This is a genomic window from Pseudomonas sp. NY15435, assembly GCF_048068295.1.
Taxonomy (GTDB): domain Bacteria; phylum Pseudomonadota; class Gammaproteobacteria; order Pseudomonadales; family Pseudomonadaceae; genus Pseudomonas.
Map to the genome: position 1 here is coordinate 81,497 of NZ_JBLUQA010000011.1, position 12,400 is coordinate 93,896.

Here is a 12,400-nt window from a genome sequence, read left to right on the forward strand (position 1 = left end):
AGACCACTACGCCATTGCGACCACGCTCGACAAAAGTCGCAGGGCAGCAAATTGACATGCCGCCAGCAGGGCTTTTACCCTGAGCGCTCGGCCTTGTAAATTGGTCTTACCAATTTACCGCAAGCTGAATTGCACGACAACCCATGCACGAAAAAACAAAAAGCCGCGATCTGTCGACCACTGCCAGCGCCACAAGCGCCCCGGATTCGCCCGACCGGCAACAAGGCCCTCCACCCAAAAACAATTAGGGAGCCAATCCAGATGCAAACCTGGCAGCAGATCTACACCCCGCTCGGCAGCCTCGGCCTGTCCGCGCTGGTCGCCGTCATCCCGATCGTGTTCTTCTTCCTCGCCCTCGCCGTGTTCCGCCTCAAGGGTCACGTCGCCGGGAGCATTACCCTCGCCCTTTCGATCATCATCGCCATCGCCGCCTTCGGCATGCCCGCCGACATGGCCATCGCCGCCGCCGGCTATGGCTTCGCCTATGGGCTGTGGCCGATCGCCTGGATCATCGTCGCGGCGGTCTTCCTCTACAAACTCACGGTCAAGAGCGGCCAGTTCGAAGTGATCCGCAGCTCGGTGCTGTCGATCACCGGCGACCAGCGCCTGCAGGTGCTGCTAATCGGCTTCTCCTTCGGCGCCTTCCTCGAAGGTGCGGCGGGCTTCGGCGCGCCGGTGGCGATCACCGCCGCCCTGCTGGTCGGCCTGGGCTTCAATCCGCTGTACGCCGCGGGCCTGTGCCTGATCGCCAACACAGCACCAGTAGCCTTCGGCGCCCTGGGCATCCCGATCATCGTCGCGGGCCAGGTGACCGGCATCGACGCGTTCAAGATCGGCGCCATGACCGGCCGCCAGCTGCCGTTCCTGTCGATCCTCGTACCGTTCTGGCTGGTGTTCATGATGGACGGCCTCAAGGGCGTGAAGGAAACCTGGCCGGCCGCCCTGGTCGCCGGCGGCAGCTTCGCCATCACCCAGTACTTCACCTCCAACTTCATCGGCCCGGAACTGCCGGACATCACCTCCGCCCTGGTCAGCCTGATTTCCCTGACCCTGTTCCTGAAGGTCTGGCAACCCGCCAGCGAGCGTGAAGTAGTCGCCACCGCCGGCGGTGCCGCTGTAATGGGCGGTAACGGCCCGCGCAGCGCCGAGCCGAGCCCCTACAACTTCGGCGAAATCCTCAAGGCCTGGTCGCCCTTCCTGGTGCTGACCGTACTGGTCACCATCTGGACCCTCAAGCCATTCAAGGCGCTCTTCGCTCCGGGCGGCGCGCTGTACAACCTGGTGTTCAACTTCGCCATCCCGCACCTGGACCAACTGGTGGTGAAGACCGCGCCCATCGTTGCCAATCCGACGCCGATTGCCGCCGTGTTCAAGCTGGACCCGGTATCGGCCACCGGCACCGCGATCTTCTTCTCCGCTTTGATCTCGATGCTCATCCTGCGCATCAGTGCAAAAACTGGTCTGACCACCTTCAAGGAGACCCTGGTCGAGCTGAAATGGCCGATCCTTTCCATCGGCATGGTGCTGGCCTTCGCCTTCGTCACCAACTACTCGGGCATGTCCACCACCCTGGCGCTGGTCCTGGCCGGCACTGGTGCGGCCTTCCCGTTCTTCTCGCCGTTCCTCGGCTGGCTGGGTGTGTTCCTGACCGGTTCGGATACCTCCTCCAACGCCCTGTTCAGTTCGCTGCAGGCAACCACCGCGCACCAGATCGGGGTCAACGACACCCTGCTGGTGGCCGCCAACACCAGCGGCGGCGTGACCGGCAAGATGATCTCGCCGCAATCCATCGCCGTGGCCTGCGCCGCCACCGGCATGGTCGGCAAGGAATCCGACCTGTTCCGCTTCACCCTCAAGCACAGCCTGATGTTCGCTGCCATGGTGGGCCTGATCACCCTGGCCCAGGCGTACATCTTCACCGGCATGCTGGTTCACTGACCGTGCGCTGATCGGCTGAGCGTCGGCGATACTGCGTTGGAAATGGCCTCGGGGTCCTAACCTACAGTTGTAGGCTCCGCTCCCTCGGCCATTTCCACCTTGTCTCGCTCCAGCTCGCTCGATCCAACACTTTTCTCTCAAAACGGAAGAGCCCAATGATCATCTCTGCCTCTACCGACTATCGCGCCGCAGCCCAACGCAAGCTGCCGCCGTTCCTCTTCCACTACGCCGACGGCGGCGCCTACGCCGAGCGCACCCTGCGCAACAACGTCGACGACCTGGCCAACATCGCCCTGCGCCAGCGCGTGCTGAAGAACATGTCCGAGCTGAGCCTGGAGACGAAGCTGTTCGACGAGACGTTGAACATGCCCATCGCCCTGGCTCCCGTCGGCCTGACCGGCATGTACGCCCGGCGCGGCGAAGTACAGGCAGCCCGCGCGGCGGCAGCGAAAGGCATCCCCTTCACGATGTCCACGGTGTCGGTCTGCCCCATCGAGGAAGTCGCCCCGGCCATCGACCGGCCGATGTGGTTCCAGCTCTACGTGCTGAAGGATCGCGGCTTCATGCGCAACGCCCTGGAGCGTGCCAAGGCCGCCGGCGTGAAGACCCTGGTGTTCACCGTCGACATGCCGGTCCCCGGCGCCCGCTACCGTGACGCCCACTCTGGCATGAGCGGCCCGAACGCACCGCTGCGCCGCGTCTGGCAGGCCATGACGCACCCATCCTGGGCCGTCGACGTGGGCCTGCTGGGCAAGCCCCATGACCTGGGCAACATCTCCAAATACCGCGGCAACCCCACCGGCCTTGCCGACTACATCGGCTGGCTGGGCGCCAACTTCGATCCGTCGATTTCCTGGAAGGATCTGGAGTGGATCCGCGAATTCTGGGACGGCCCGATGATCATCAAGGGCATCCTGGACCCTGAAGACGCCAAGGACGCAGTGAAATTCGGCGCCGACGGCATCGTTGTGTCCAACCACGGTGGCCGCCAGCTCGACGGCGTACTCTCCAGCGCCCGAGCCCTGCCGGCCATCGCCGACGCCGTGAAGGGCGATCTGAAGATTCTCGCCGACTCCGGCATCCGCAACGGCCTGGACGTGGTGCGCATGATCGCCCTGGGTGCGGACACCGTGCTCATCGGCCGCGCCTTCCTCTACGCCCTGGCAACCCACGGCGAGGCCGGCGTGAAGAACCTGCTGGACCTGTTCGAGAAGGAAATGCGCGTGGCCATGGTATTGACCGGCGCCAAGACCATCGGCGAAATCACCCGTGATTCGCTGGTGCGCGAACTGGGCGCCTAAACGCCCTGCATTGCTGTAGGAGCGAGCTTGCTCGCGAACCTGCCCAGCTCTGTACCTGCCCGGTTCGTGAGCAAGCTCGCTCCTACAAGTCAGACCGTGCCTCGGCGCGTTCGATAAAAGAACACCGATGGACCGTCCAGCGGTCCACGCTCACCGATGATGACTGGAGCCGCCATGAGCCTCCCTGCCGCTTTCCTCGACACGGTAGAACACCTGATCCCCCGCGAGCGCCGCTTCGACGACCCGCTCTCGACCCTGGCCTTCGGCACCGACGCCAGCTTCTACCGACTGATCCCCAAGCTGGTGATCCGCGTCGAGAGCGAAGACGAAGTCGCCACCCTGCTCAAGGCCGCTCACGCCGATCAGGTGGCGGTGACCTTCCGCGCCGCCGGCACCAGCCTTTCCGGCCAGGCCGTCAGCGACTCGGTCCTGCTGGTGCTGGGCGACAACTGGAACGGCCGCGACATCCGCGAGGGCGGCACGCAGATTCGCCTGCAGCCCGGCGTCATCGGCGCCCAGGCCAACGCCTGGCTCGCTCCGTTCGGCCGCAAGATCGGCCCGGACCCGGCCTCGATCAACGCCTGCAAGATCGGCGGCATCGTCGCCAACAATGCCAGCGGCATGTGCTGCGGCACCGCGCAGAACAGCTACCACACCCTGGCCGGCCTGCGCCTGCTGCTGGCCGACGGCACGCTGCTGGACAGCGAGTTGCCCGCCAGCGTTGCCGCCTTCCGCGAAAGCCACGGCGCCTTGCTCGACCAGCTTGCCGAGCTCGGCCGGCAGACACGCGCCAACACCGAGCTGGCCGCGAAAATCCGCCACAAGTATCGGCTGAAGAACACCACCGGGCTGTCCCTGAATGCGCTCGTGGATTACGACGAACCGCTGGATATCCTCACCCACCTGATGGTCGGCTCCGAGGGCACCCTGGGCTTCATCAGCGCGGTGACCTACGACACCGTGCCAGACCACCCGCACAAGGCCAGCGCCCTGATCGTCTTCCCCGACGTGGAGACCTGCTGCAAGGCCGTGACCGTGCTCAAGCAGCAGCCGGTATCCGCCGTAGAACTGCTGGACCGCCGCAGCCTGCGCTCGGTGGAGAACATGCAGGGCATGCCGGTATGGGTGAAGAGCCTCTCCGATGGCGCCTGCGCGCTGCTCATCGAATCCCGCGCGGCGACCCAGTCGCTGCTGCATGAGCAGCTTGCGCAGATCAGCGCATCCATCGCCGATTACCCGGTGGAAAAGCAGGTCGACTTCAGCGAAGACCCGGTGGTCTACAACCAGCTCTGGCGCATCCGCAAGGACACCTTCCCGGCGGTTGGCGCAGTGCGCGAGACCGGCACCACGGTGATCATCGAGGACGTGACCTTCCCCGTCGAACAGTTGGCCGAGGGCGTAAACCGCCTGATCGAACTGTTCGACAAACACGGCTACGACGAAGCCATCCTGTTCGGCCACGCGCTGGAAGGGAACCTGCACTTCGTCTTCACCCAGGGCTTCGAGTCGCCGGAGCAGATTGCCCGCTACTCGGCCTTCATGGACGACGTCGCGCATCTGGTCGCCGTGGAATACGGCGGCTCGCTCAAGGCCGAGCACGGCACCGGGCGCAACATGGCGCCCTTCGTCGAGCTGGAGTGGGGCCACGACGCCTACCAGCTGATGTGGCAGCTCAAACGCCTGCTCGACCCTAGCGGCATCCTCAACCCCGGCGTGGTACTGACCGATGACCCGCAACTGCACCTGAAGAACCTCAAGCCGCTGCCGGCCGCCGATGAGATCGTCGACAAGTGCATCGAGTGCGGCTTCTGCGAGCCGGTCTGTCCGTCCAAGGGGCTGACCCTCAGCCCGCGCCAGCGCATCGTCATGTGGCGCGACATCCAGGCCAAGCGCCGCGCCGGCATCGACACCACCGAACTGGAGCGCGACTACCAGTACCAGGGCATCGACACCTGCGCCGCCACCGGGCTCTGCGCCCAGCGCTGCCCGGTGAACATCAACACCGGCGAGCTGATCAGGAAATTGCGTGGCGAAGAAGCGCATCACGCCGGCACCGCCAGCTGGCTCGCGCGCAACTTCGCCACAGCACTCAAAGGCGCGAAGTTCATGCTGCATGCCGCCAACGGTGCGCGCATGGTGCTCGGCGCCCCGCGTCTCGCTCGCCTCAGCGCGTCAATCAGCCACGCCAGCAAGGGCCGCGTGCCACAGTGGACGCCGGCCATGCCGCAGCCGGTGCGCCTCACTGCTACGCCGCAAGCCGTGGATAACGGCAAGCCGCGCGTCGTCTACCTGACCGCCTGCGTCTCCCGCGCCATGGGCCCGGCGGCAGCGGACGAGGAGCAGGTGCCGCTGATCGACAAGACCCGCCAGTTGCTGGAGAAGGCCGGCTACCAGGTGGTCTTCCCGGACAACGCCGACAACCTCTGCTGCGGCCAGCCATTCGCCTCCAAAGGCTACAAGGCACAGGCCGACGCCAAGCGCGACGAACTGCTCGCCGAACTGCTGCGCGCCAGCCGTGGCGGCCTCGACCCAATCTACTGCGACACCAGCCCCTGCACCCTGCGCCTGGTGCAGGAACTGGCCGACGACCGGCTGAAGATCTACGACCCGGTAAAGTTCATCCGCACGCATCTGATCGAACGCCTGGACTTCCAGCCGCAGGACAAGCCGGTGGCCGTGCACGTTACCTGCAGCACCCAGCACCTGGGCGAGAGCCAGGCACTGATCGACCTGGTCAAGCGCTGCACCCGCGAAGTGGTGATCCCCGAAGGCATCCACTGCTGTGGCTTCGCCGGCGACAAGGGCTTCACCACGCCCGAGCTGAATGCCCACTCGCTGCGCACGCTCAAGGACGCGGTACAGGTTTGCGAGGAAGGCGTCTCCACCAGCCGCACCTGCGAGATCGGCCTGTCCGCCCATGGCGGCATCGACTATCGCAGCGTGGTCTACCTGGTCGACCGCGTGACCCGCGCGCGCGGCGGATAACGCTCTGTGTAGGAGCGAGCTTGCTCGCGAACATCGCAGTTTCGCCTCATCTCCTGAAATCAGGCGAAGCTCGGTTCGCGAGCAAGCTCGCTCGTATAGCTGCGGCCCGTTAACTCGGTCTTAATCCATCAGCGCCACCCTCTGCCCGAAATGAAGGACGCCGGCTATCCTGCTGCACAGAGCCGGCTGAGGGGGCAATGATGAGAATCCTGTTGGCAGAAGACGACCAGTTGCTGGGCGATGGCATTCGCGCGGGGCTGGGGCTGGAAGGCGACACGGTGGACTGGGTGAACGACGGCGTGGCCGCCGAGCAGGCGCTGGAGACCGACGAGTTCGACCTGCTGGTGCTCGACCTTGGCCTGCCACGCAAGGATGGCCTGGAGGTACTGCGCGGCCTGCGCCGGCGCGGCGACCTGACGCCGGTGCTGATCCTCACCGCCCGCGACAAGGTGGCCGACCGCGTGGCGGGCCTCGACGCCGGCGCCGATGACTACCTGACCAAACCCTTCGACCTCGACGAGCTGCTCGCCCGCGTCCGCGCCCTCACCCGCCGGCATACCGGCCGCGCCGCGCCGCTGCTGCAACATGGCGAACTGGCGCTGGACCCGGCCACCCACCAGGTGACCCTGGCTGGCGCGCCGGTCGACCTGGCCCCGCGCGAGTACGCATTGCTGCGCCTGCTGCTGGAACAGCGCGGCAAGGTGCTGTCCCGTGCGCGACTGGTGGAAGCGCTCTACGGCTGGGACGGCGACCTGGAAAGCAATGCCATCGAAGTCCACATCCACCATCTTCGACGCAAGCTGGGCAACAGCCTGATCCGTACCGTGCGCGGCATTGGCTACGGCATCGACCGCCCCGAAGGCGCAACGCAACCTTGAGCAGCAGTGTGCGCCGCGCCGGCTCCATCAGCCGTCGCCTGCTGCTGACGCTGATCGGCGGCGTTTCCGTGCTGTGGCTGGCGGCCGGCCTGTTCACCTACCACCTGACTCGCCAGCAGGTGGACCGTCTTTACGACCAGGACATGATCGACTTCGGCCAGGCCGCCCTGAGCCTGGTGGACATCGCCGACGCCATTGACCCGCAGTCCAGCGACGCCATGGAAATCCTCGCGCGCAGCCGCAAGGCCATCGAAGGCTTGCCGCTGCTGCGCCGCGAAGCCACGCTGGGCTACGCCATCTGGTACCGCGGCCAGCCGCTGCTCGCCACGCACAAGCCGCCGCAAGGCATCGAGGCGCAACCGCCGGGCTTCTCCGACCTGCTCAGCGGAGATGTCAACTGGCGCGTGCTGCAGATGGCCACGCCCGGCGCCGACGAGGTGCGCATCTGGGTCTTCGAAAACCTTCACTACCGCCACAAGACGCTGCACCTGTTGCTGTTCAGCGCCCTCTTCCCCCTGCTGCTGGCTTTGCCGCTGATCGGCGTGTTGGTGTGGTTCGGCGTGCGCCAGGGCCTGGCGCCGCTGCGCGGCCTGACCGACCAGATTCATCAACGCAGTGCCCACAGCCTGCATCCGCTGGCCCTTAGCCGCGCCCCGGTGGAGGTGCACAGCCTGGTCAACGAACTGAACCTGCTGCTGGAACGCCTGAGCTCGGCGCTGGAGGCTGAACGCCGCCTGACCAGCGACGCCGCCCATGAAATCCGCACGCCCCTGGCCAGCCTGCGCACCCACGCCCAGGTGGCATTGCGCTCGTCCGACCCTGCTGCCCATGCCCACGGTCTGCAGCAAGTCAGCCGCAGCGTCGAGCGGATCAGCGCACTGATGGAACAGATCCTCCTTCTGGCGCGGCTCGACGCCGAAGAACTCCATGAGATATTTGCCCCGGTAGACCTGCGCCTGCTGGCCGAAGACACCATCGCCGAACTTGCGCCACAAGCCATCGACAAGCAGATCGAACTGACCCTCGACAGCCACGGCGCCACCCTGCAAGGCGTCGCCGCATGGCTCGGGCTGATGCTCACCAACCTGGTCGGCAACGCGTTGCGCTACACCCCCGAGGGCGGCCGAGTGGCGGTCAACCTGGAGAGCGATGGCGGTCGGGTGACCCTCTGGGTGCGCGACAACGGCCCCGGCGTCGCCCCCGCCGAACAGGCAGCGATCTTCACCCGCTTCTACCGCAGCCCCAGCGTTTCCAGCAGCCACGGCAGCGGGCTGGGGCTGCCCATCGTCAAGCGCATCGTGGAGATCCACCATGGGCGCATTTCCCTGCACGAGGGGCTGGAAGGTCTCGGCCTGGGTGTCTGCGTCGAACTCCCGACAACCGCTGGGCAAATACTCTGAACCCCGCGTAAAAGCCCGCAGTCCACCCTGTACGGCTCGCTCAAGCGCGCCGCGCCCCCTCGGTCAAACGAGACAGGAGAACTGCCATGAAACGCGCCGCCCTGCTCATCACCGCCGCCCTGCTGGCCTCGCCGGTCTTCGCGGACGACCTGTGCAGCACCAATCTGCAGAAAGTCGACGACGCGGTGAAAACCACCACCAACAACACCCAGGCCCAGGAACAGGCCATGCGCCTGCAGGAAAAAGCCGCCCAGGCCCAAGCCGCCGGCAACACCAAGGAATGCATCGCCCACACCGAAAAAGCCCTCAAGCTGCTCAAGGACAACGCTGGCGACGGCGGAGCAAACGGGTGACCCCGGCCGCGGCGGCCGGCTACCGTGCCGGCCGCCGCCCATAAGGCCCGCGAAGCCTCGGGCATTCGCAAGGCCGCAGTTCGTTCCCCCGCTCCACCCGCTCCCTAAGATGTAGCGATTGCCGATCACAAGAATCACAACCGGAATCGCCATGCCTGTCTCCCGCCTGCTCATCGCCAACCGTGGCGAGATCGCCATCCGCATCGCCCGCGCCGCCGCCGAGCTGGGTATCCAGACGCTCGTGATCTACGCCGAGGACGACGCCAGCTCGCTGCACACCCGCCAGGCCGACCAGACTGCGGCGCTCAAAGGTCGCGGCGCCAGCGCTTACCTCGACCAGCAGCAGATCATCGACATCGCCTCGGCCCAGGGCTGCGATGCAGTGCATCCCGGCTATGGCTTCCTCTCCGAGAACGCCGAATTCGCCCGCCGCTGCGAAGCCGCCGGCCTGACCTTTGTCGGTCCTTCGGCGGGTGTGCTGGAGGTATTCGGCGACAAGGCCCGTGCCCGCGACCTGGCCCGCGACCACGGCGTCGCGCTCGCCGCTGGCAGCAACCGCGCCACCTCGCAGGAGGATGCCGAGCGCTTCTTCCGTGAACTCCCCGCTGGCGCCGGCATGATGATCAAGGCCCTCGCCGGCGGCGGCGGCCGGGGCATGCGCGCCGTGCGCAACGTCGAAGAAATCCCCGACGCCTACGCCCGTTGCCAGGCCGAAGCCCGCGCGGCGTTCGGCGATGACCGCCTTTACGTGGAGCGCCTGATCCAGCGCGCCCGGCACATCGAAGTGCAGGTCATCGGCGATGGCCGCGCCGTCAGCCACCTGTGGGAGCGTGACTGCACCCTGCAGCGACGCAACCAGAAGCTGCTGGAGATCGCCCCCAGCCCGAACCTGCATCCCCGCCTGCGCGGCGCCATACTCGCTGCCGCCGTACGCCTGGCCGAAGCGGTGAATTACCGCGGCCTGGGCACCTTCGAGTTTCTGCTGGACGAGGACAACGGCGACTTCGTGTTCATGGAAGCCAACCCGCGCCTGCAGGTGGAACATACCGTCACCGAAGCCGTGACCGGCATCGACCTGGTGCAGACGCAACTGCGCATCGCCGCCGGCGCCAGCCTCGCCGACCTGAACCTGACCCAGGCCGAGATACCCGCAACACGCGGCCACGCCTTGCAACTGCGGATCAACCTGGAAAGCCTCGCCAGCGATGGCACGCCGCATCTGGCCTGCGGCACCCTCAGCGCCTACGAGCCGCCCAGCGGCCCCGGCCTGCGCGTGGACGGCTACGGCTACGCCGGCTACCGCAACAGCGCGGGTTACGACTCGCTGCTGGCCAAGCTGATCGTCCACGGCAACGGCGGTTATCCACAGCTGGTACAGCGCGCCTACCGCGCCCTCTGCGAATTCCGCCTGGAGGGCGTGGCGAGCAATATTCCGCTACTGCTCAACCTGCTGCGCCAGACCGCGGTGGCGGACAACCAGGTCACCACGCGCTACATCGAAGAACACCTGCCGGCACTGCTCGGCGCGCAGGATCATGCGCACCCGCACCGTTTCTTCAGCCATGCCGGTGCATCGCCGGACGTCCCGCGCGCCAGCGAAGCGCCAGCCGGGTGCATCGCGCTCGCCACGCCCAGTGCCGGCGTGCTGGTCAGCCTGAATGTCGCAGCCGGGGATGCCGTCGCCCAGGGCCAGACCATCGCCGTGATCGAGGCGATGAAGATGGAGTTCGAGGTCAAGGCCAGCGCCAGCGGCATCGTCCACAGCCTCGCCGCCACACCGGGCGACAGCCTCGGCGAGGGCGACGCATTGCTGTTCGTCGAGCCGGCAGACATTGCCGCGCAGGATACGGAGAGCGCTGCGACCATCGACCTGGACGCCATCCGCGCCGACCTCGCCGAAGTCCTCGAGCGCCATGCCATCGGCCTCGACGAGCGCCGCCCGGAGGCCGTCGCCAAGCGCCACCGGATCGGCAAGCGCACCACCCGCGAGAACCTTGCCGACCTGCTCGATGAGGGCAGCTTCATCGAATACGGCGCGCTGGCCATCGCCGCGCAACGTCGTCGGCGTAGCGTAGAAGAGTTGATCGCCAGCAGCCCGGCGGACGGTCTGGTCAGCGGCCTGGGGAGCATCAACGCCGCACAGTTCGGCGACGAGAAGGCGCGCTGCCTGGTCCTGGCCTACGACTACACGGTATTCGCCGGCACCCAGGGCGTGATGAACCACAAGAAGACCGACCGCATGCTGCATCTGGCAGAGCAATGGCGAATCCCGCTGGTGCTCTACGCCGAAGGCGGCGGCGGACGCCCGGGCGACACCGATTTCGTCGGCGTGGCCGGCCTGGACAACATGAGCTTCGTCGGTCTGGCGCGACTCTCCGGGCTGGTGCCGCTGGTAGGCGTGGTCTCCGGCCGCTGCTTTGCCGGCAACGCCGCACTGCTGGGCTGCTGCGACGTCATCATCGCCACCCGCGATACCAGCCTGGGAATGGCCGGCCCGGCAATGATCGAAGGCGGCGGCCTGGGCAAGTTCGCCCCCGAGGAAGTCGGCCCCAGCGACGTGCAAAGCGCCAACGGCGTGATCGATGTGCTGGTGGAAGACGAGACCGAAGCCACCCGTATCGCCCGCCAGTACCTCGCCTACTTCCAGGGCGACAGCGCCGATTGGCAGTGCGTCGACCAGCGCCTGTTGCGCCACGCGGTGCCGGAGAACCGTCTGCGCGTCTACGACATCCGCCAGATCATCGAACAACTGGCCGACAGCGGCTCGGTACTGGAACTTCGCCGCCACTTCGCCGCCGGCATGATCACCGCCCTGGTGCGCATCGAAGGCAAACCCTTCGGGCTGATCGCCAACAACCCGATGCACCTGGGAGGCGCCATCGATGCCGAGGCGGGCGACAAGGCCGCGCGCTTCATGCAGCTGTGCGACGCCTTCGACCTGCCGATCATCTCGCTGTGCGACACCCCCGGTTTCATGGTCGGCCCGGAGGCGGAGAAAACCGGCACCGTGCGCCACGTCTCGCGCATGTTCGTCACCGCCGCCAGCCTCAGCGTGCCGTTCTTCACCGTGGTCCTGCGCAAGGGCTACGGCCTCGGCGCCCAAGCCATGGCCGCCGGCAGCTTCCACGCGGCGCTGTTTACCGTCGCCTGGCCCAGCGGCGAGTTCGGCGCCATGGGGCTGGAGGGGGCGATCCGCCTCGGTTACGCCAAGGAACTGGCCGCAGTGGAAGGTGCGCAGGAGCGCCAGGCGCTATTCGACAAGCTGGTCGCCGCCGCCTACCGCAACGGCAAGGGGCTGAACATGGCCAGCTACCTGGAAATCGACGACGTCATCGACCCGGCCGACACCCGCCGCTGGCTGCTGCGAGGGCTGGCGTCGACGCCCAGGCCCGCTCCACGCCAGGGGAAAAAACGCCCACTGATCGATACCTGGTAAGGCATAGGTTGAGCTGCGCGGCCGATCCGCTAGAATGCGCGGCGTCATTGGGGAGTAGCCGCCCGCTTTCCTGAGCGGGGGCGACGTCAACACACTTGGCCCAAATCGG

Annotated in this window: 7 protein-coding genes; all 7 read left to right on the plus strand. The window is 66.6% G+C overall.

Features of this window, described 5'->3' with window-relative positions:
* Positions 1–261 precede the first annotated feature (261 nt).
* The 7 genes from ACNFH5_RS23440 to ACNFH5_RS23470 all read left to right on the plus strand — a co-directional run bounded on the left by ACNFH5_RS23440 (position 262) and on the right by ACNFH5_RS23470 (position 12,291).
* Complete coding sequence (locus ACNFH5_RS23440) at positions 262–1,938, plus strand: lactate permease LctP family transporter (protein WP_416750120.1); 1,677 nt, start codon at positions 262–264, stop codon at positions 1,936–1,938.
* Between the two features lie 155 nt (positions 1,939–2,093).
* Positions 2,094–3,239: an FMN-dependent L-lactate dehydrogenase LldD gene (gene lldD / locus ACNFH5_RS23445; RefSeq protein ID WP_416750122.1), complete on the plus strand. Its 1,146-nt coding sequence runs from the start codon at positions 2,094–2,096 to the stop codon at positions 3,237–3,239.
* Between the two features lie 174 nt (positions 3,240–3,413).
* Positions 3,414–6,224, plus strand: coding sequence for an FAD-binding and (Fe-S)-binding domain-containing protein (locus ACNFH5_RS23450; protein ID WP_416750124.1), 2,811 nt, complete (start codon positions 3,414–3,416; stop codon positions 6,222–6,224).
* A gap of 200 nt (positions 6,225–6,424) precedes the next feature.
* Positions 6,425–7,102: a response regulator gene (locus ACNFH5_RS23455; RefSeq protein ID WP_416750354.1), complete on the plus strand. Its 678-nt coding sequence runs from the start codon at positions 6,425–6,427 to the stop codon at positions 7,100–7,102.
* Positions 7,099–8,502, plus strand: coding sequence for a sensor histidine kinase (locus ACNFH5_RS23460; protein ID WP_416750125.1), 1,404 nt, complete (start codon positions 7,099–7,101; stop codon positions 8,500–8,502). Before ACNFH5_RS23455 ends, ACNFH5_RS23460 begins: the two co-directional genes overlap by 4 nt.
* Positions 8,503–8,588: 86 nt before the next feature.
* The gene (locus ACNFH5_RS23465) at positions 8,589–8,855 is read left to right on the plus strand and encodes a hypothetical protein (protein WP_416750126.1); all 267 of its coding nucleotides are present in this window, start codon (positions 8,589–8,591) and stop codon (positions 8,853–8,855) included.
* A 151-nt stretch (positions 8,856–9,006) separates the two neighbouring features.
* The gene (locus ACNFH5_RS23470) at positions 9,007–12,291 is read left to right on the plus strand and encodes a carboxyl transferase domain-containing protein (RefSeq protein ID WP_416750128.1); all 3,285 of its coding nucleotides are present in this window, start codon (positions 9,007–9,009) and stop codon (positions 12,289–12,291) included.
* Positions 12,292–12,400: the final 109 nt, after the last annotated feature.

Bases quoted from the DNA above. Each gene is read 5' to 3' on its own strand.
- ACNFH5_RS23450 (WP_416750124.1), top strand. From the start codon at position 3,414: ATGAGCCTCCCTGCCGCTTTCCTCGACACGGTAGAACACCTGATCCCC.
- ACNFH5_RS23455 (WP_416750354.1), top strand. From the start codon at position 6,425: ATGAGAATCCTGTTGGCAGAAGACGACCAGTTGCTGGGCGATGGCATT.
- ACNFH5_RS23465 (WP_416750126.1), top strand. From the start codon at position 8,589: ATGAAACGCGCCGCCCTGCTCATCACCGCCGCCCTGCTGGCCTCGCCG.
- ACNFH5_RS23440 (WP_416750120.1), top strand. From the start codon at position 262: ATGCAAACCTGGCAGCAGATCTACACCCCGCTCGGCAGCCTCGGCCTG.
- ACNFH5_RS23470 (WP_416750128.1), top strand. From the start codon at position 9,007: ATGCCTGTCTCCCGCCTGCTCATCGCCAACCGTGGCGAGATCGCCATC.
- lldD (WP_416750122.1), top strand. From the start codon at position 2,094: ATGATCATCTCTGCCTCTACCGACTATCGCGCCGCAGCCCAACGCAAG.